Source organism: Pseudomonas sp. BRG-100 (assembly GCF_000737955.1).
Lineage (GTDB): Bacteria > Pseudomonadota > Gammaproteobacteria > Pseudomonadales > Pseudomonadaceae > Aquipseudomonas > Aquipseudomonas synxantha_A.
Genome location: NZ_JPRX01000001.1, coordinates 5417567 through 5435210 on the forward strand (window position 1 = coordinate 5417567; position 17644 = coordinate 5435210).

At 57.5% G+C, this 17644-nt stretch carries 20 protein-coding genes, 1 tRNA gene and 3 pseudogenes; 19 read left to right on the forward strand and 5 right to left on the reverse strand.

The genetic code is table 11. From position 1 onward, the window contains the following. Position 1 precedes the first annotated feature (1 nt). From JH25_RS03440 to JH25_RS03425, 4 genes are read left to right on the forward strand one after another with little or no spacing between them, the layout of a single operon-like run. On the forward strand, positions 2–1024 hold the full coding sequence (locus JH25_RS03440) for a LacI family DNA-binding transcriptional regulator (protein ID WP_032880284.1): 1023 nt from the start codon (positions 2–4) through the stop codon (positions 1022–1024). Between the two features lie 23 nt (positions 1025–1047). Continuing rightward, a complete protein-coding gene (gene rbsK, locus JH25_RS03435; RefSeq protein ID WP_005789694.1) occupies positions 1048–1965 on the forward strand; it encodes a ribokinase in 918 nt (305 codons plus the stop codon). After that, positions 1962–2366, forward strand: a complete 405-nt coding sequence (rbsD, locus tag JH25_RS03430) for a D-ribose pyranase (protein WP_032880285.1) — start codon at positions 1962–1964, stop codon at positions 2364–2366. The genes rbsK and rbsD overlap by 4 nt, the downstream gene beginning before the upstream one ends. Positions 2367–2393: 27 nt before the next feature. Next, entirely contained in the window at positions 2394–3422 is a 1029-nt protein-coding gene (locus JH25_RS03425; RefSeq protein WP_032880287.1) for a nucleoside hydrolase, read from the forward strand. Between the two features lie 34 nt (positions 3423–3456). Here JH25_RS03425 and JH25_RS03420 read toward each other — a convergent pair whose 3' ends face one another. Then, complete coding sequence (locus JH25_RS03420) at positions 3457–3657, reverse strand: hypothetical protein (protein ID WP_032880288.1); 201 nt, start codon at positions 3655–3657, stop codon at positions 3457–3459. A 153-nt stretch (positions 3658–3810) separates the two neighbouring features. On the opposite strand from JH25_RS03420, the gene JH25_RS03415 reads away from it, so the two are divergent. Both JH25_RS03415 and JH25_RS03410 read left to right on the forward strand, forming a co-directional pair. Continuing rightward, positions 3811–4116, forward strand: coding sequence for a hypothetical protein (locus tag JH25_RS03415; RefSeq protein ID WP_032880289.1), 306 nt, complete (start codon positions 3811–3813; stop codon positions 4114–4116). Between the two features lie 144 nt (positions 4117–4260). Continuing rightward, a complete protein-coding gene (locus JH25_RS03410; RefSeq protein WP_032880290.1) occupies positions 4261–4581 on the forward strand; it encodes an I78 family peptidase inhibitor in 321 nt (106 codons plus the stop codon). Positions 4582–4653: 72 nt separating this feature from the next. Here the strand turns inward: JH25_RS03410 and JH25_RS03405 are convergent, their stop codons facing one another. Together JH25_RS03405 and JH25_RS03400 are read right to left on the reverse strand one after the other, a co-directional pair. Next, positions 4654–4866, reverse strand: a complete 213-nt coding sequence (locus tag JH25_RS03405; protein ID WP_003234260.1) for a cold-shock protein — start codon at positions 4864–4866, stop codon at positions 4654–4656. Positions 4867–5155: 289 nt separating this feature from the next. Beyond that, positions 5156–5470: a hypothetical protein gene (locus JH25_RS03400; RefSeq protein ID WP_078821838.1), complete on the reverse strand. Its 315-nt coding sequence runs from the start codon at positions 5468–5470 to the stop codon at positions 5156–5158. A gap of 366 nt (positions 5471–5836) precedes the next feature. On the opposite strand from JH25_RS03400, the gene thrS reads away from it, so the two are divergent. The 9 genes from thrS (at position 5837) to JH25_RS03355 (ending at position 13293) form a co-directional block, all read left to right on the forward strand. Beyond that, complete coding sequence (thrS, locus tag JH25_RS03395) at positions 5837–7759, forward strand: threonine--tRNA ligase (protein WP_005789682.1); 1923 nt, start codon at positions 5837–5839, stop codon at positions 7757–7759. Beyond that, the gene (gene infC, locus JH25_RS03390; protein WP_169851780.1) at positions 7759–8310 is read left to right on the forward strand and encodes a translation initiation factor IF-3; all 552 of its coding nucleotides are present in this window, start codon (positions 7759–7761) and stop codon (positions 8308–8310) included. Before thrS ends, infC begins: the two co-directional genes overlap by 1 nt. Before the next feature lie 60 nt (positions 8311–8370). After that, entirely contained in the window at positions 8371–8565 is a 195-nt protein-coding gene (gene rpmI / locus JH25_RS03385; protein WP_002553160.1) for a 50S ribosomal protein L35, read from the forward strand. A 30-nt stretch (positions 8566–8595) separates the two neighbouring features. Beyond that, the gene (gene rplT, locus JH25_RS03380) at positions 8596–8952 is read left to right on the forward strand and encodes a 50S ribosomal protein L20 (RefSeq protein ID WP_005789679.1); all 357 of its coding nucleotides are present in this window, start codon (positions 8596–8598) and stop codon (positions 8950–8952) included. Positions 8953–9061: 109 nt separating this feature from the next. Then, positions 9062–10078 carry a phenylalanine--tRNA ligase subunit alpha gene (pheS, locus tag JH25_RS03375; RefSeq protein ID WP_003192486.1) on the forward strand — a complete coding sequence of 339 codons (1017 nt, stop codon included), beginning with the start codon at positions 9062–9064 and terminating at the stop codon, positions 10076–10078. A 26-nt stretch (positions 10079–10104) separates the two neighbouring features. After that, positions 10105–12483: a phenylalanine--tRNA ligase subunit beta gene (gene pheT / locus JH25_RS03370; protein WP_032880291.1), complete on the forward strand. Its 2379-nt coding sequence runs from the start codon at positions 10105–10107 to the stop codon at positions 12481–12483. Between the two features lie 3 nt (positions 12484–12486). Continuing rightward, positions 12487–12789: an integration host factor subunit alpha gene (gene ihfA / locus JH25_RS03365; protein ID WP_002553164.1), complete on the forward strand. Its 303-nt coding sequence runs from the start codon at positions 12487–12489 to the stop codon at positions 12787–12789. Beyond that, a complete protein-coding gene (locus JH25_RS03360; protein WP_003174972.1) occupies positions 12770–13126 on the forward strand; it encodes a MerR family transcriptional regulator in 357 nt (118 codons plus the stop codon). Before ihfA ends, JH25_RS03360 begins: the two co-directional genes overlap by 20 nt. A gap of 90 nt (positions 13127–13216) precedes the next feature. Beyond that, positions 13217–13293: transfer RNA gene (locus tag JH25_RS03355), tRNA-Pro, on the forward strand. Positions 13294–13886: 593 nt separating this feature from the next. On the opposite strand, the gene JH25_RS03350 is transcribed toward JH25_RS03355, so the two are convergent. After that, positions 13887–15383 carry a trypsin-like serine peptidase gene (locus JH25_RS03350; RefSeq protein ID WP_050549407.1) on the reverse strand — a complete coding sequence of 499 codons (1497 nt, stop codon included), beginning with the start codon at positions 15381–15383 and terminating at the stop codon, positions 13887–13889. A 248-nt stretch (positions 15384–15631) separates the two neighbouring features. Here JH25_RS03350 and JH25_RS03345 point away from each other — a divergent pair, with 248 nt between their 5' ends. The 3 genes and pseudogenes from JH25_RS03345 to JH25_RS28350 form a co-directional block, all read left to right on the forward strand. After that, on the forward strand, positions 15632–15829 hold the full coding sequence (locus JH25_RS03345) for a hypothetical protein (protein WP_032880294.1): 198 nt from the start codon (positions 15632–15634) through the stop codon (positions 15827–15829). A 129-nt stretch (positions 15830–15958) separates the two neighbouring features. Then, the gene (locus tag JH25_RS03340; protein WP_032880295.1) at positions 15959–16222 is read left to right on the forward strand and encodes a hypothetical protein; all 264 of its coding nucleotides are present in this window, start codon (positions 15959–15961) and stop codon (positions 16220–16222) included. 267 nt (positions 16223–16489) lie between these two features. Next, positions 16490–16588: pseudogene (locus tag JH25_RS28350) on the forward strand (aquaporin); the annotation flags it as partial. 79 nt (positions 16589–16667) lie between these two features. Here the strand turns inward: JH25_RS28350 and JH25_RS27680 are convergent. After that, a pseudogene (locus JH25_RS27680) lies at positions 16668–17021 on the reverse strand (nitrilotriacetate monooxygenase); the annotation flags it as partial. On the opposite strand from JH25_RS27680, the pseudogene JH25_RS0127385 reads away from it, so the two are divergent. Next, positions 17001–17522: pseudogene (locus JH25_RS0127385) on the forward strand (substrate-binding domain-containing protein); the annotation flags it as partial. The pseudogenes JH25_RS27680 and JH25_RS0127385 overlap by 21 nt on opposite strands. Positions 17523–17644: the final 122 nt, after the last annotated feature.

Below are 17644 nucleotides of genomic sequence, written 5' to 3' on the forward strand. Positions count from 1 at the left end.
CATGGCAACGATCAAGGATGTGGCAGCGCTTGCAGGTATTTCCTACACCACCGTGTCCCATGTGGTGAACAAGACGCGTCCGGTCAGCGAGCCGGTCCGCATCAAGGTCGAGGCGGCGATCAAACAGCTGGACTACGTGCCCAGCGCCGTGGCGCGTTCGCTCAAGGCCAAGACCACGGCCACCATTGGCCTGTTGGTGCCCAATAGCCTCAACCCGTATTTTGCCGAGCTTGCGCGGGGCATCGAGGATTATTGCGAGCGTAATGGCTACTGCGTGATCCTCTGCAACTCCGACGACGACGCGGAAAAACAGCGCAGTTATTTGCGCGTGTTGCTCGAAAAACGCGTCGACGGCTTGATCGTGACGTCGGTGGGCGGCGATGACAGCGGCTTGGCGGCGGGCTTGAGTGCAGTGCGCACGCCCATGGTGATTGTCGACAGGGCCCTGGATGGAATCGATGTCGACCTGGTGCGTATCGACCACGAACAGGGCGCCTACCTCGCGACCCGGCACTTGCTGGAGTTGGGCCATCGGGATATCGCCTGTATCGGCGGCCCGGGGCATACCCGCGTGGCACAAATGCGCCTGGCGGGTTACCAGCGTGCATTGCGCGAGGCGGGTGTCGAGGTGTTGGCCAGCCGGATCCTGGAAAGCGATTTCACCAGCACGGGGGGGCATGCCGCAGCCGTGCAATTGTTAGCGCAAAACCCGCCCAGCGCGATTTTCGCCAGCAACGATATGATTGGTTTCGGCGTGCTGCGCGCAGCCGCAGAACGCAGCATCCGCGTGCCGGCCGAGTTGTCGGTGATCGGTTTCGATGACATTCAGATGGGACGCTACGTCTATCCTGCGCTGACCACGGTTGGGCAGTCGATCCTGCAATTGGGCGAGACGGCGGCCGAATTATTATTGCAACGAATAGCAACACCCCAACGGTCGATCGATCAACGCATCGTGACGCCAAGTATCGTTTTGCGTGAGTCGACGGCGCCATTGGCCGGTGTGTTCGCCCAATACCGCTGAACCGAATTGATGAGTACTGATGTATGCCAGCAAAAGTAGTGGTAGTAGGCAGCTTGAACATGGACCTGGTCACCCGGGCCAGTCGCTTGCCGCGTGCCGGTGAGACCTTGATCGGCCAGAGCTTTTCCACCGTTGCGGGTGGCAAGGGCGCCAACCAGGCGGTGGCATCGGCGCGGCTGGGGGCCAGTGTTGCGATGATCGGATGCGTGGGCACCGATGCCTATGGCAGTCAATTGCGTGATGCACTGCTGGTGGAAGGGATCGATTGCCAGGCGGTCAGCACCGTAGAGGGCTCCAGTGGTGTGGCATTGATCGTGGTGGATGACAGCAGCCAGAATGCGATTGTCATTGTGGCCGGCAGCAACGGTGAGTTGACGCCCGCGTCTCTGCAAGCGTGCGACGCTGTGCTGCAGGCGGCAGACGTGATCATCTGCCAGCTTGAAGTGCCGATGGACACCGTTGGTCATGCGCTCAAGCGCGGCCGCGAACTGGGCAAGACAGTCATCCTCAATCCGGCGCCCGCGAGTGGGCCTTTGCCCGCTCAGTGGTATGCCTCGATCGATTACCTGATCCCCAATGAAAGTGAAGCCACCGCCCTGAGCGGCGTCACCGTCGACTCGCTCGACAGCGCCAAGGTCGCCGCAACAGCGCTGATCAAGGCGGGGGCGGGTAAAGTCATCATTACGCTTGGCGCCCAGGGGGCACTGTTTGCCGACGGTAGCAGCTTCGAGCATCTGTTGGCGCCGAAGGTCAAGGCGGTGGACACCACAGCCGCTGGCGATACCTTCGTCGGTGGCTTTGCCGCTGCACTGGCCGCTGGCAAGAGCGAAGCCGAGGCGATCCGTTTTGGCCAGGTAGCGGCGGCGTTGTCTGTGACCCGCGCCGGCGCTCAGCCTTCCATTCCTACGCTGCACGACGTACAAGGTTTTGTGCCCTCATGAAAAAGACACCTTTGCTCAATATCGCCCTGTCACGCGTGATCGCGTCCCTGGGTCATGGTGACGTGCTGGTCATCGGCGATGCCGGTTTGCCGGTGCCGCCCGGCGTGGAATTGATCGACCTGGCACTGACCCAGGGCATTCCGGATTTCATCAGCACGTTGCGCATTGTGCTCAGTGAGATGCAGGTTGAAAGCCACGTGCTCGCGGAGGAAATCCTGCTCAAGCAACCGCCGGCGCTGAGCGAGCTCAATGCGCTGACAGAGCAGGCAGCGCTGGGTGAGCGGCGGCTGCTCAGCCATGAAGAATTCAAGCAACTGAGCCGCACAGCACGCGCGGTTGTGCGTACCGGCGAGTGCCAGCCTTACTGCAATATCGCGCTGGTATCCGGCGTAACGTTTTAGCGTCCCCCCAATGACAAGGAGTGCTTTATGCAACGTGGTCTACCCATCCTGAAAAACCTGTTCCGGAGTGTTCTGCTTTTGTCCGCACTCACAGCTGCAAGCGCCCAGGCGGCGGAAAAAATCGACCTGATCATCGATACCGACCCTGGGGCCGATGACGTGGTGGCGCTGCTGTTCGCCATGGCCTCGCCGGAGGAGCTGAGCATTCGTGCGCTGACCACCGTCGCCGGTAATGTGCGCCTGGACAAGACCTCCCGCAATGCGCGTCTGGCGCGCGAGTGGGCAGGGCGTGAGGACATTCCGGTGTACGCAGGTGCGCCGGCGCCTCTGTTGCGCAAGCCGATCTACGCCGAGAATATCCATGGCAAAGAGGGCATCTCCGGCGTCACCGTGCACGAGCCGAAAAAAGGCCTGGCCGAAGGTAATGCCGTTGACTACCTGATCAAGACGCTGAGCACCGCCAAACCGCACAGCATCACCATCGCCATGCTCGGTCCGCAGACCAACCTCGCGCTGGCACTGACCCAGGCGCCGGAAATCACCCAGGGCATCAAGGAAGTGGTGGTGATGGGTGGTGCGCACTTCAATGGCGGTAATATCACGCCCGTGGCCGAGTTCAACCTGTTCGCCGATCCGGTGGCCGCTGAGATTGTGCTCAAAAGTGGAGTGAAGTTGACCTACCTGCCGTTGGACGTGACCCATAAAGTCCTCACCAGCGACGCCCGCCTGAAGAAGATTGCGGACCTGAACAACAACGCGAGCAAGGTCGTCAGCAGTATTCTGAATGAGTACGTCAAAGGCGACATGGAGCATTACGGCATTCCGGGTGGCCCGGTCCACGACGCTACCGTGGTTGCCTACCTGCTCAAACCATCGCTGTTCAGCGGTCGTCAGGCCAATATGGTCGTCGACAGCCGCGAAGGCCCAACCTTTGGCCAGACCATCGTCGATTGGTACGACGGCCTCAAGCAGGAGAAGAATGTGTTCTGGGTCGAGAACGGCGATGCCCAGGGCTTCTTCGATCTGCTGACCGAGCGTCTGGCGCGTTTGAAGTAATACGTTTTACCGGTCGGCGTTCGTCGGCCGGTTCTTATTCTTGTGCGCCCATGTAGTCGGCCGGGTATTTCTCAAATACCTGGCCGATGAACGCTTGTGCCGCCTGGGTTCCCAGTTCCTTGACCAACAGGTCGATACCAATGATCGCCAGTTCTTCGGGGCTGCCGGGGCTATAGGAGCTTTGCCCCTGGGGCCACTTGGCTTTGATATCGGCTTGGAGCGTTACGGTGGTCATGGAAATCTCACGGCTGAAAGTACTGGGCAATGCGCTGGAGCGCGGTTCCAGCGGCGCAGTTAACCATTTTGCGCGGCTTTTGGCACTGCTACTTAGGCATGAAGGAGGGGGTATGCGACACTGTTGGCTTGTTTAACAGCCGGGAAACACCGCGTGCAGATCGATCTGAACAAGCCTGAGAACCTGACGCTGGATGCCGTGCGCCAACTGCTTGCCCACGCCAGTGACGACGTACATACCCAGCTTCGGGTAACCAGGGCTGGTATTGCCTATATTTCTTCCGGCGTAGTCGGTGGAGCTCAGATAGATGGCCTGCTGTTTCGTCTGGAGACCTGGGCCAAGGGTTCTGGCTATGTCGGTATTGTGGCGGCCAGCGATGAGGTCTGGGTCATGCAGATCTTCAACGCGCTGAAACAGAACTGGCCATACCCACCATCTGACTACATCGACATCTACTGAGTGCGTTCATATCTAGTCACGATTGACTGGGCGATTGCCCCGCGCGAGTCAGGCAGACTTGCGCGCAGGCGATTAACGTCTTGAAACCAATCGTTCATATCGCTGTCGCACGATCTCTGTCCATTTTTTATCATAGGAGGCTTCATGCCTTGGAAGCTCGCTTCATTCGGTACTTTGTTGGCAGCACTCGCATTGGCGGGTTGCAGCACCCCGGGTGCCTCTGAGCCAGGCAAAGACGCCACCGTGACCGATGCCGGTCATAGCCGCTGTGAGTCGAAGGCCGCCGAGTTCGCAATCGGCCAGAAAGCCTCGCCGCAGTTGCTGGAGCAGGCTCGTACCCGTGCTGGCGCGCAGAATGCACGCATCCTCAAGCCCAACGATATGATTACCCTGGAATATCGTTCTGACCGCCTGAACCTCAACACTGACAACAACCTGGTGATCACGCGGGTCAATTGCGGCTGACAGCTTCGGCTTTTGCATCGCCCATAAAAAACCCCGTCACATGGACGGGGTTTTTTTTAGCTCAGCGGAGAATTACTCGCCGCGAACCTGTGCAGCTTGCATACCCTTTTGGCCTTTCTCAGCCACGAAGGAAACGGTTTGGCCTTCTTTCAGGCTTTTGAAACCGTCGCTTTCGATAGCTTTGAAGTGTACGAACAGGTCGTCACCGCCACCTTGAGGAGTGATGAAGCCGAAGCCTTTTTCATCGTTGAACCATTTAACGGTGCCGGTTTGGCGATTAGACATGGTGTATCTCCAAGAAACATATATTTTCAGTAGTGCTGTGCTGCTCAGGCCAACTGGGCACACTGGGCTATCATAGTCGAAATGTTCGACTTGGGAGCCCCCCCAAGGCATTGTTTGCTAATCAATCGCGTTGCATCTGATCCCTGGCTCGGCGCAAAGCCCCGATCTACGGGGCTTTGCGCTGAAATATCAACTGTTAAAAAAAGCCGTAAAACCTGCATAATTTGTGTGAAATGGCAGTTTTCAGGCCATTTTTCCAGCGATATGGTCGTCAGATCAGTGGTCAATCTTACTTTTTCTTCACGACTTTGCAGGACGAAATAGCCGCTACCGCTTTGTTCTTAAGCTCAGGGCTGGCGTTCTGATTGGTCATCAGTTCCTTGATCTCGGCAGTGCTCAATTCGGCATTGATCTTGTCAGCACCACATTCGCAGTGAGCTTTGGCAGTTTTGGCGTCTACGTTCTGACTCGCGGCGGCACTGCAGTCGCTCACAAAGCTGTCACGGGCGCCGGCTGGCCAGTTGGAAGGGGCTGCAGCCTGCGCGCCAAGGGAAAGGAGGCTCAGGGTAGCGGCGACAGCGAGGGTAGAGGTGAAACGCATCATGGGATGCTCCTTTGGGTCGAGGACGAACGGCGATTCTCAGTGGGTTGGAGGCCCGACGTACAGCTCAAGTTCACTTTGCAGCTATAAAGCCTTGAATTGCGCTATACACAAAGCTTCGTCGGCGCGATGACCGTTCATCTGTGCTAGCATCGTGGGCTTGGCTAGTTTCAGGCGCGTCAATTACCGCCTTGCCATGTTTCTTTTTAGCTCAATCCAGTCACTCTGGTTCGATTATCGGTTGGCCGAAAGGCTCCTGCCGCTGTAAGGCAGGCGTTCATCACTGAACGGCCTGGTGTTGGATCTTGTACTGGCTCATCCCAACCCACGTGACCTTTGGTAGGGGTCACCACTAGGAGAGGAGGCGCCATGCCAACTATTACTCTACCCGACGGCAGTCAACGTTCATTCGATCATTCGGTTTCCGTAGCCGAAGTCGCCGCATCCATTGGTGCAGGCTTGGCCAAGGCCACCGTGGCCGGCAAGGTCGACGGCAAACTGGTCGACGCCAGTGACCTGATCACTTGCGATGCCAGCCTGCAAATCATCACGCCCAAGGATCAAGAGGGGCTGGAGATCATTCGCCACTCTTGCGCGCACCTGATTGGCCATGCGGTCAAGCAGCTGTACCCAACCGCCAAGATGGTGATCGGCCCGGTAATCGAAGAAGGCTTCTATTACGACATCGCCTATGAGCGTCCTTTTACACCGGACGACTTGGCGGCCATCGAGCAGCGCATGCACGCGCTGATTGAAAAAGATTACGACGTCATCAAGAAAGTCACCCCGCGTGCCGAAGTGATCGACGTGTTTACCGCGCGTGGTGAAGATTACAAGCTGCGCCTGGTGGAAGACATGCCGGACGAGCAGGCCATGGGCTTGTACTACCACGAAGAATACGTCGACATGTGCCGTGGCCCACACGTGCCGAACACGCGTTTCCTCAAGTCGTTCAAGCTGACCAAGCTGTCCGGTGCCTACTGGCGCGGTGATGCCAAGAACGAACAGCTGCAACGGATCTACGGCACGGCCTGGGCTGACAAGAAACAGCTGGCCGCCTACATCCAGCGCATTGAAGAAGCTGAAAAGCGCGACCACCGCAAGATCGGCAAGCGCCTGAACCTGTTCCACCTTCAGGAAGAAGCGCCGGGCATGGTGTTCTGGCACCCGAATGGCTGGACCCTGTACCAGGTGCTTGAGCAGTACATGCGCAAGGTTCAGCGCGACAACGGTTACCTGGAGATCAAGACCCCGCAGGTCGTTGATCGCAGCCTGTGGGAGAAATCCGGGCACTGGGCCAACTACGCCGACAACATGTTCACCACTCAGTCGGAAAACCGCGACTACGCCATCAAGCCGATGAACTGCCCATGCCACGTGCAGGTGTTCAATCAAGGCCTGAAGAGCTACCGCGAGTTGCCGATGCGCCTGGCCGAGTTCGGTGCCTGCCACCGCAACGAGCCATCCGGTGCACTGCACGGCATCATGCGTGTGCGCGGTTTTACTCAGGACGACGCCCACATCTTCTGCACCGAAGAGCAGATGCAGGCTGAATCCGCCGCGTTCATCAAGCTGACCATGGACGTTTATCGCGATTTCGGGTTTACCGAAGTTGAAATGAAGCTGTCCACTCGTCCGGAAAAACGCGTTGGTTCCGACGAGCTGTGGGATCGCGCCGAAGCGGCACTGGCCGCAGCACTCGACAGTGCGGGCCTTGCGTACGACCTGCAGCCGGGGGAGGGCGCGTTCTACGGTCCGAAGATCGAGTTCTCGCTCAAAGATTGCCTTGGCCGTGTCTGGCAGTGTGGTACCCTGCAGCTCGATTTTAACCTGCCGATCCGTCTGGGAGCCGAATACGTCTCCGAAGACAACAGCCGTAAACACCCGGTTATGCTGCACCGGGCGATCCTCGGTTCGTTCGAGCGGTTCGTCGGTATCCTGATCGAGCACTACGAGGGAGCGTTCCCTGCGTGGCTGGCTCCGACCCAGGCAGTGATCATGAATATCACTGATAAACAGGCAGATTTTGCCGCCGAAGTTGAAAAAACTCTCAACGAAAGCGGATTTCGTGCCAAGTCCGACTTGAGAAATGAAAAGATCGGCTTTAAAATCCGCGAGCATACTTTGCTCAAGGTTCCCTATCTTTTGGTTATCGGAGATCGGGAAGTCGAGATGCAGACTGTCGCTGTGCGTACTCGTGAAGGTGCTGACCTGGGCTCGATGCCCGTCGCCCAGTTCGCTGAGTTCCTCGCGCAAGCGGTTTCCCGGCGTGGTCGCCCAGATTCGGAGTAATTATTATTAAGCGTGAAATGAGACAAGATAAACGAGCTGCACCGAAAGCCCCGATCAACGAGAATATCTCGGCACGCGAGGTTCGGTTAATTGGGGCTGAGGGTGAGCAGCTTGGGATTGTGTCAATTGAAGACGCGCTTCTTAAGGCTGAAGAAGCCAAGCTCGATTTGGTGGAAATTTCCGCCGATGCTGTACCGCCTGTCTGCAAGCTGATGGACTACGGCAAATCGATCTTCGAGAAGAAGAAGCAGATTGCCGCAGCCAAGAAAAACCAGAAGCAGATCCAGGTTAAAGAAATCAAGTTTCGTCCAGGGACGGAGGAAGGGGATTACCAGGTAAAACTGCGCAACCTGGTACGTTTCCTGAGTGATGGGGACAGGGCCAAGGTATCCTTGCGATTCCGCGGCCGTGAGATGGCCCACCAGGAGCTGGGGATGGAACTCCTCAAGCGGGTTGAAGCTGACCTGCTCGAGTACGGTTCGGTCGAACAGCATCCTAAGATGGAAGGACGCCAACTGATCATGGTCATCGCCCCGAAAAAGAAGAAGTAATCAACAGGGCACGGCAGGCCTTCTGATTATGTTTATCAACTGAATGCGGAGTATCCGAACATGCCAAAGATGAAGACTAAAAGTGGTGCTGCTAAGCGGTTTCTGAAAACTGCTAACGGTATCAAGCACAAGCACGCTTTCAAGAGCCACATCCTGACCAAAATGTCGACCAAGCGTAAGCGTCAACTGCGCGGTAGCAGCTTGCTGCATCCGTCTGACGTGGCAAAAGTCGAGCGCATGCTGCGCCTTCGTTAATTTTTGGATCAAGACTAGAGGAAGTAACTCATGGCTCGTGTAAAGCGTGGCGTCATTGCCCGTAAACGTCACAAAAAAATTCTGAAACTTGCTAAAGGCTACTACGGCGCGCGTTCACGCGTATTCCGTGTTGCCAAGCAAGCGGTAATCAAGGCAGGCCAGTACGCCTACCGTGACCGTCGTCAGAAAAAACGTCAGTTCCGCGCTCTGTGGATCGCTCGTATCAACGCTGGTGCACGTGTTAACGGTCTGTCCTACAGCCGTTTCATCGCTGGCCTGAAGAAAGCGTCCATCGAAATCGACCGTAAGGTTCTGGCTGAACTGGCCGTGAACGAAAAAGCGGTGTTTGCTGCGATTGTCGAGAAAGCTAAAGCCTCCTTGGCTTAAGTACCCCCGACAGTCATCCTGGGTTACTCCTGTAGCCCAAGGTGGTAAACGTCATAAATAGGGGAAGAGCCTTCAAGCTCTTCCCCTATTTTGTATCTGGAGTCTGTACATGGAAAACCTGGACGCGCTCGTTGCCCAAGCCCTTGAGGCCGTGCAAAGCGCTGAAGATGTAAATGCCCTGGAGCAAATCCGGGTTCACTACCTTGGCAAGAAAGGTGAATTGACTCAGGTGATGAAGACCCTGGGAAATTTGCCCGCTGAAGAACGTCCGCAAGTCGGTGCGTTGATCAACGTTGCCAAGGAACGTGTCACAGAGGTGCTCAATGCGCGCAAGGCGTCGCTCGAGGAGGCCGATCTAGCGGCCAAGCTCGCCGCCGAGTCCATTGACGTGACCTTGCCTGGCCGTGGTCAGGCCTCGGGCGGCCTGCATCCGATTACCCGGACTCTGGAACGTATCGAGCAGTTCTTCACCCACATCGGCTACGGCATTGCCGAAGGCCCTGAGGTAGAAGACGATTATCACAACTTCGAGGCGCTCAACATCCCAGGCCATCACCCGGCCCGGTCGATGCACGACACCTTCTATTTCAACGCGAACATGCTGTTGCGCACCCATACCTCGCCGGTACAGGTCCGCACCATGGAAGCGAACAAGCCGCCGATCCGCATTGTCTGCCCAGGCCGTGTGTACCGTAGCGACTCGGATATCACCCACTCGCCGATGTTCCACCAGGTCGAAGGCCTGCTGGTGGATCGCGATATCAATTTTGCCGACCTCAAGGGCACCATCGAAGAATTCCTGCGGGTGTTCTTCGAGAAAGAGCTGGCCGTGCGTTTCCGTCCATCGTTCTTCCCGTTCACCGAGCCGTCCGCTGAAGTCGACATGGAATGCGTGATGTGTAGCGGTAAAGGTTGCCGCGTCTGCAAGCAGACCGGTTGGCTGGAAGTCATGGGTTGCGGCATGGTCCACCCTAACGTGCTGCGCATGTCCGGGATCGATCCGGAAGAGTTCTCGGGCTTTGCCTTCGGCATGGGCGTTGAGCGTCTGGCCATGCTGCGTTACGGCGTGAACGACTTGCGTCTGTTCTTCGACAACGACTTGCGGTTCCTCGCGCAATTTCGCTAGTCGTAACGAATCTTTAGGAGAGCAGGATGAAATTCAGTGAACAATGGCTGCGTGGCTGGGTAAGCCCGCAGGTAGATCGCGACGCGCTGGTTGCGCGTCTGTCGATGGCCGGTCTTGAGGTCGATAGCGTTACCCCGGCCGCCGGTGTTTTCAGCGGCGTGGTAGTGGGCGAGGTGCTGAGCACCGAGCAACACCCTGATGCCGATAAATTGCGTGTGTGCCAGGTCAGTAACGGTTCGGAAACCTTTCAGGTCGTGTGCGGAGCGCCTAATGTGCGCCCGGGCCTGAAGATCCCGTTTGCCATGATCGGTGCCCAACTGCCTGGCGACTTCAAGATCAAGAAGGCCAAGCTGCGTGGTGTCGAGTCCAACGGCATGTTGTGCTCTCAGGCTGAGTTGCAGGTAGGCGAGGGCAATGATGGCCTGATGGAGCTGCCGGCAGACGCGCCTGTGGGTCAGGACATCCGGGTTTACCTGGAACTGGAAGACGCCAGCATCGAGGTCGACCTGACCCCGAACCGCGGCGACTGCCTGTCCCTGGCCGGTCTGGCCCGTGAAGTGGGCGCGCTGTACAACGCTCCCGTCACCCGTCCTACGGTTGCTGTTGTGCCGCCGGTGCATGACGAAGTTCGCTCCATCGAAGTGCTCGCGCCGAACGCCTGCCCACGTTACCTGGGGCGTGTGGTCCGTAACGTCGACCTGTCCAAGCCGACCCCGCTGTGGATGGTCGAGCGCCTGCGTCGCGCCGACGTGCGCAGCATCGACGCCGCGGTCGACATCACCAACTATGTGATGTTGGAGCTGGGTCAGCCGCTGCACGCCTTCGATCTCGCCGAAATCAACGGTGGCATCCGCGTGCGCATGGCCGAGGAAGGCGAAAAGCTGGTGCTGCTCGACGGTCAGGAAGTCAGCCTGCGTGCCGACACCCTGGTTATCGCCGACCACTCTCGCGCCCTGGCAATTGCCGGCGTGATGGGGGGCGAGCACAGCGGTGTATCCGCGACCACTCGTGACGTATTCCTTGAAAGCGCGTTCTTCGACCAGATCGCCATCGCAGGCAAGGCCCGTTCCTATGGCCTGCACACCGATGCTTCGCACCGCTATGAGCGTGGCGTGGACTGGAATCTCGCCCGTGAAGCCATGGAGCGCGCCACCGGCCTGCTGCTGGAAATCACCGGTGGCGAAGCGGGTCCGATCACCGAAACCGTCAGCGAGCAGCACCTGCCGTCGATTGCGCCGATCACCCTGCGTGCCAAAAGCGTTGAGCAAATGCTCGGGCTGGTCATTGTGCCGGCTGAAATCGAGCAACTGCTGTCCGCCCTCGGCCTGGGTATTTCCTCGAATGGGGAAGGGCAGTGGCAGGTTGCAGTTCCTAGCCATCGCTTCGACATCAGCCTGGAAGTCGACCTGATCGAAGAGCTGGCACGTCTGTATGGCTACAACCGCCTGCCGGTTCGCTACCCGCAAGCGCGCCTCGCGCCGCAACCCAAGGCCGAAGCGCGTGCGCACCTGCCTGAGCTGCGCCGCCTGCTGGTTGCTCGTGGTTACCAGGAAGCCGTGACGTATAGCTTCATCGATCCAAAACAATTTGAGCTGTTCAACCCGGGTGTTGAGCCGCTGTTGTTGGCCAACCCGATCTCCAACGACATGGCCGCCATGCGTTCGTCGCTGTGGCCGGGCCTGGTGAAAGCGCTTTCCCACAACCTGAACCGCCAGCAAGACCGCGTGCGCCTGTTCGAAAGCGGCCTGCGTTTCGTGGGTCAGCTCGATGGCCTCAAGCAAGAGCCGATGCTGGCTGGCGTGGTCTGCGGTAGCCGCCTGCCGGAAGGCTGGGCGCAGGGCCGCGACGTCGTAGACTTCTTCGACGTCAAGGCTGACGTGGAAGCGGTACTGGGCTTTGCCGGCGCGCTGGATGCCTTTACGTTTGTGCCGGGCAGTCACCCAGCCTTGCATCCAGGCCAGACTGCGCGTATCGAGCGCGAAGGTCGCCTGGTAGGTTTTGTGGGCGCCATTCACCCGGAACTGTCGAAAACGTTGGGGCTGGACCGTCCAGTCTTCGTGTTTGAGCTAGTCTTGGCTGAAGTGGCGTCGGGCAAGATGCCTAAATTCAGCGAGTTGTCGCGCTTTCCTGAAGTGCGTCGCGACCTGGCGCTGATCGCCGACCGTGACGTCGCCGCCACTGCCGTTCTGGATGTAATCCGTGAAAATGCAGGGGAATGGCTGACAGACCTCAGGCTATTTGACGTCTATCAGGGTAAAGGCATTGATCCGCATAGAAAAAGCCTCGCAGTCGGCTTGACCTGGCAGCATCCATCGCGCACTCTTAATGATGATGAGGTGAATACCACGACGCAAAATATCCTCACCTCGCTCGAACAAAGGTTGAACGCCACGTTAAGGAAGTGACGTATGGGGGCTTTGACGAAAGCTGAGATGGCGGAACGTCTGTACGAAGAGTTGGGTCTGAACAAGCGCGAGGCCAAGGAATTGGTCGAGCTGTTTTTTGAAGAGATCCGCCACGCTCTGGAAGACAACGAACAGGTCAAATTGTCCGGTTTCGGCAATTTTGACCTGCGGGACAAACGCCAGCGGCCTGGCCGCAATCCAAAAACGGGAGAAGAAATCCCGATCACGGCTCGCCGTGTGGTCACCTTTCGTCCAGGGCAGAAGTTGAAGGCCCGAGTTGAGGCTTATGCTGGAACCAAGTCATAACGACGAACTACCCGTCATCCCAGGCAAACGCTACTTCACCATTGGTGAAGTCAGCGAGCTGTGTGCCGTAAAACCGCACGTGCTGCGCTATTGGGAGCAGGAGTTTCCTCAACTTAACCCCGTCAAACGCACCGGGAACCGTCGGTATTATCAGCGCCAGGACGTGCTGATGATCCGACAGATCCGTGCATTGCTGTACGACCAGGGGTTCACCATCAGCGGCGCACGCCAGCGTATGTCCGGTGATGAAGCCAAAGACGACACCACCCAATACAAGCAACTGATCCGCCAGATGATCTCCGAACTGGAAGATGTGCTGGTGGTGCTGAAGAAATGATTCAAGCTTTAAAAATACTTCCACATTTCAAAAGCTTGCGGTATATTCCGGTTCGCTTCGTTAAGAAGCGAACCCAGTAACACGCCTAGTCGGGGCGTAGCGCAGTCCGGTAGCGCACTAGCATGGGGTGCTAGGGGTCGAGTGTTCGAATCACTCCGTCCCGACCATATTATTCAATGACTTAGCCCAATCTGAAAAGATTGGGCTTTTTCATGTCTGAAAAATACCCCCTACCGCGCCGTGGGCCGTTATGGGCCCGAGAGCCTGTTTCACCTTTGTGATCTGCCGGTGGGGTACAGCGAACATGCAATCGCTACGACACTCCCCTGAAATGACTGGCGTGACGTCGATAGGCGTTGTCGCGTGCATGTCGATAAGCCACTAGCACACCTGCCCTAATTGATCCTTGCACGAACCCGGCAGTAGAGTTTGAAGCGCAAGCCAATGTATTAACGATGGGAAGGGGAGTGAAGATGACTATAAAAAAATACGTCTATATGACGGCTGCAGCCTGCCTGTTAGCGACCTCAAGTGCGCATGCGTCTTTCGCCACCAGTTGCCAGGATTCTCAGCCGTGGTACCACTTCAGCATGATTGAGGCAGCAACCTGTTTGCTCTCTGGTCAATGGTAATCGGGTCGCCCCCGCTGCGGTTCGGCGGGGGAGAGCCCCAGTGATCCCGCTCAAGTCGTGCCTTTCGGGCATTGCCCTCGATTGCGCTGACTTGACTCATCAACATTTGCTTAAAACAGCTCGCTGCCTCACCTGGCCTGACGCTGCGAGCGAACCGTTGCGCCTGTGATCATGTCTGTGCGAATGGCCGACGGTTGCCCGGCGTTGTTGCGTGCATAACTGCATAACGTGACCGGCAGCTCTGCTATATCAAGGAATATGCCGTCCATGGCCAAGGTGTAGCGATCGTCGTCAATATCGCCACAGATGGTGCTGATCGCCGAGTTCACGCTGTAGTAATAATGCTGGCTAAAACCGTCCTGCTGGTTTTCCCAGGCGATGTGATAGCGGTGCTTGAGCTGCGGTGCCGGTGCCGGGTTGGTCAGGAATACCGAATGGGTGAACGCATTGCGCAGCAGCGCTTCGGTCAGCGGCTGTTCGGCCGTTTGCACCCCGAGTATGCATAACACATGCGGCCCCAGCACTGGACCGATGGGCTGGTTGATGTAGGCCTCGTCAGAAGCGGCAGCGACTTGGTAGCCGTGTGTGCGTGCGCAATCGCTGATGTGATTCACGGCTTTGAATCGGTAGAACGGTTCCTGGATCGAGAACCTCAGGTTCCAAGTCGGACGGGTAATTTGGTCGGTGGCGTCACGTTTTAAATGCACATAGGGCTTCAGGTTCCACGGCTCATCCAGCGTGATTTCAACCGCCTTGAGCTGACAGGTTGGGGTGTCGTTACGGAAAACACCGTCTACAAAGCAGTAGTACAAGTCGTTGACGGGGTAGCTGTAGTTGAATTTGGCGGCTTCGCACGCCGAGTTGTTCTGGCAGCTATTGAGAATGTCTTTCTGAATGGCAGACGCGACCTTGCTGATGATGCTGGTGATTTCATTGGTGTTCCGGTCCAGCATCGGACTGCCGGAGCTGCCTGGGCGCAGACCGTTGCAGCGGTTGCGCAAGGCGCTGGGGAACACGCCGGGATGTTCGGCAAAACTGTTGAGGGTCGATTCCACGCAGGCGCTCATGCGTAGGCCCTTTTTCAGAAAGCCAGTCGGCGCTCCCACGTTGATCACCTCTCGATCCGATGTCTGACGCTGGGAGGCCAGCTTGAGTGGCATGATCGCCTTGGCCACCAGCACCGCCAGTGACGTATCCAGTTCGAGCACGGCCAGGTCAGTGCCCGCCATGCTGCTCCAATGCGCCGTCTTGACGGCGTAGGTGATACGCCGTTCGGGTGTGTCATGAAAGTAGTTGAAGGTCACGTCGGCGGTGAGCGCCTGGTGGACGCGCGCTGTACCGTAGCTGTAGAACACACAATGCCCGGCGGTCAGCACATAAGCCGGCCCGATGGCCTTACCTTGGCGATTGCGCGTGTCGAGCAGAACGGCATTGCAGGTCTGGCCTAAGGCGTTTTCCAGTGAACCGATGCCGGTCCATTGCGGATAACGGTGGTTTTTATTTTCAAGGGCCACAGACGGTGACTGCTCGGTAAGGCCCTCGGCCAGATCTCTGGCATGGCTCGGCCAGACAGTGCTGAGCAACAGGAAATACAGGAAGATGCAGGCGGTGTGAGGAAGTGCCATAAGGGGCCTCGACAAGGAAGTCATTGATTGGCTGAAACTACTCAATCAGGCCAAGGCGGATGACATACAGGGCTACTGCGTGAGCCCTTGGCGGGATCCTCAGTCGCCGTTATGGCTGCTGGTGCTGGCGTCCTTACGCCCAACACTGTCTCGGGATCTTCCGTTCGTCCAAAGTTCGGCACTCCCTGTTACACGCCTGCTCCAATGGTTAAGTGCGTATTTGTCGCGCTTTAGAGCGGAGAGACAGCATGGAAATCAACGAGAACGCCCCAGGCAATATTTCACAGCAGGCAGTAACGCGTGGAACGGACAATGAGGCCGGTCATGATCCAAAGCGCGATGAGGATCATATCCCGCTGCCACCGGACGACGAGGCACCCCTCGAGGAAGATATGTCGGACGTGGACGCTGCCGATTCAGTAGCCAGTGAGCATCCTGACAACTGAGCATCAACGGACCCGGCCAAGCGCCGGGTTTTCATTTAAATGTCAGCGCAAGATAATTACGTTATTGTCGGCGTGATGCCCTTTTCCGAAAGGCCGAGAAGTTAAAGCAACCCAACTGCGGAGACGGATATGCGTGCCGAAGACGTTCTTGCCGACGACACAAACGAAGCAACATTTGAGGGAGTGACCGTACGTAAAGGGACGGTGGGTGCCTTTTTGGCAAACGTACGAGTTTGGAGTAATCCAAGTGCGAGCATGGATGATCAACTGCTGGCTGAGCGAGAAATTATTCAATCTCTGCCCGCTCTTAAGGCGATCGGGCTCCTCGACGTGTTTGAGCCTAAGGATTCCCGATTGCGTGAGTTGATCGCCAAGGCGGGCGCGCTACGGTGAGGGTATCCAGAGGGGGGCACGCTGAGCAGCAAGAGGCCGGCTTTGTCTTGATGCGCCACTGTTGTTGCTGATTATGGCTTTCACAACGTCCGCCTGTATGGGGGCCAGGCGTCGAGTGTTCGAATCCCTGCGTCCCACTCTATTTCTGATCAAGCCCAACCTGAATAGGTTGGGCTTTTTCATGCCGGGAATAAATGCCTTCCGGCGTGAACCATCTTCATCGCGAATCACACCTGCTCATTAGTTACGCGCCAAGGAAATTTCCCACACCTGATCAGTATTCCCGTGAGCAATACATCGGTTAACCCGGCGCGCAGTACTGGTGTGGCGTTGTTGCAGGGCGATTGGGCGATGGAGCCTTTCTGGTAGTCGATGCGCAAGGTTAATAGATCGGCCGCCCAGGCTGTCTGGGTCAGCAGCAGGGCCAGCAGCAGGGTGGGGATTTTCATGCTCGGGTCTCCTTGAAATGGTTGGCCGGGCGCGCCAGGCCGAGGTTTTCTCGCAGTGTGGTGCCGGTGTATTCGCGCCGAAACAAGCCACGCCGCTGTAACTCGGGAACGACCAGGCGGGCGAAATCCTCCAGCCCGCCCGGCAGGTGTGGCACCAGAATATTGAAGCCATCCGCCGCGCCTTCTTCGAACCAGCGCTGCAGCTCATCGGCGATCTGCACAGGCGTGCCGATCAAGCTGTAATGACCGCGTCCGCCGGCAATGCGTCGGCCCAGTTGCGCCAGTGTCAGCTGTTCGCGCTGGGCCAGTTCGCTCCGCAGTTGCTGGCGGCCGCGCTGGTGCTGACCAGTCGCTTCCATAGCCCAGGCATCGAAAAGATGATCGCCGAGGTGGACATCCCGGTGGTGGAAACCTGGGACTACGTGCTGGAGCGCCGTGATGGTTTTACTGCGACCCTCAGCGAGCTGGGTGTGCAGCCGTGGGTCTTCGTCCCCGACGCCGACCGTGCGCCTTTCGAGGCGGGCAAGCAGGCCATGGAGGCGCTGATGGGGGCGGTGACCAGGCCCGACGCGATTTTCTTTGCCAACGACAACCTGGCTGCCGGTGGTTTGCTCGCCGGTCAACGAGCGGGGCTGAACATCCCGCAGGACTGTGCCGTCTTGGGCTTTGGTGATTACCCCTTCGCACAGATGTTGCTGCCCAGCCTCAGCACGATCCAGCCACCGGCCCTGCAGATTGGTATATTAGCCGCCACCCGCGTTCTGCAAAGTCTGGGTGTATTACCGATCGAGGGTGAAGTTGCACGCTTGAATCTTTTGCACTGTCAGTTAATTGAAAGGGAAAGTACCTAGTCATTGCGGGGTATGGCTAAGTGCAACTAGTGGCTATTGGCTGCTAACGCTCTAAATCAGTGCATTTGGCAATGTTTTGTATTTAATTTTCCGCCAGCCGGAACTAGAGCTATAACTTCCAG

What these genes read in the sequence shown, in the direction of transcription:
- JH25_RS03440 (WP_032880284.1), top strand. Translation starts at nt 2, where the DNA reads ATGGCAACGATCAAGGATGTGGCAGCGCTTGCAGGTATTTCCTACACC.
- rbsK (WP_005789694.1), top strand. Translation starts at nt 1,048, where the DNA reads ATGCCAGCAAAAGTAGTGGTAGTAGGCAGCTTGAACATGGACCTGGTC.
- rbsD (WP_032880285.1), top strand. Translation starts at nt 1,962, where the DNA reads ATGAAAAAGACACCTTTGCTCAATATCGCCCTGTCACGCGTGATCGCG.
- JH25_RS03425 (WP_032880287.1), top strand. Translation starts at nt 2,394, where the DNA reads ATGCAACGTGGTCTACCCATCCTGAAAAACCTGTTCCGGAGTGTTCTG.
- JH25_RS03420 (WP_032880288.1), bottom strand. Translation starts at nt 3,657, where the DNA reads ATGACCACCGTAACGCTCCAAGCCGATATCAAAGCCAAGTGGCCCCAG.
- JH25_RS03410 (WP_032880290.1), top strand. Translation starts at nt 4,261, where the DNA reads ATGCCTTGGAAGCTCGCTTCATTCGGTACTTTGTTGGCAGCACTCGCA.
- JH25_RS03405 (WP_003234260.1), bottom strand. Translation starts at nt 4,866, where the DNA reads ATGTCTAATCGCCAAACCGGCACCGTTAAATGGTTCAACGATGAAAAA.
- JH25_RS03400 (WP_078821838.1), bottom strand. Translation starts at nt 5,470, where the DNA reads ATGATGCGTTTCACCTCTACCCTCGCTGTCGCCGCTACCCTGAGCCTC.
- thrS (WP_005789682.1), top strand. Translation starts at nt 5,837, where the DNA reads ATGCCAACTATTACTCTACCCGACGGCAGTCAACGTTCATTCGATCAT.
- rpmI (WP_002553160.1), top strand. Translation starts at nt 8,371, where the DNA reads ATGCCAAAGATGAAGACTAAAAGTGGTGCTGCTAAGCGGTTTCTGAAA.
- rplT (WP_005789679.1), top strand. Translation starts at nt 8,596, where the DNA reads ATGGCTCGTGTAAAGCGTGGCGTCATTGCCCGTAAACGTCACAAAAAA.
- pheS (WP_003192486.1), top strand. Translation starts at nt 9,062, where the DNA reads ATGGAAAACCTGGACGCGCTCGTTGCCCAAGCCCTTGAGGCCGTGCAA.
- pheT (WP_032880291.1), top strand. Translation starts at nt 10,105, where the DNA reads ATGAAATTCAGTGAACAATGGCTGCGTGGCTGGGTAAGCCCGCAGGTA.
- ihfA (WP_002553164.1), top strand. Translation starts at nt 12,487, where the DNA reads ATGGGGGCTTTGACGAAAGCTGAGATGGCGGAACGTCTGTACGAAGAG.
- JH25_RS03360 (WP_003174972.1), top strand. Translation starts at nt 12,770, where the DNA reads ATGCTGGAACCAAGTCATAACGACGAACTACCCGTCATCCCAGGCAAA.
- JH25_RS03350 (WP_050549407.1), bottom strand. Translation starts at nt 15,383, where the DNA reads ATGGCACTTCCTCACACCGCCTGCATCTTCCTGTATTTCCTGTTGCTC.
- JH25_RS03345 (WP_032880294.1), top strand. Translation starts at nt 15,632, where the DNA reads ATGGAAATCAACGAGAACGCCCCAGGCAATATTTCACAGCAGGCAGTA.
- JH25_RS03340 (WP_032880295.1), top strand. Translation starts at nt 15,959, where the DNA reads ATGCGTGCCGAAGACGTTCTTGCCGACGACACAAACGAAGCAACATTT.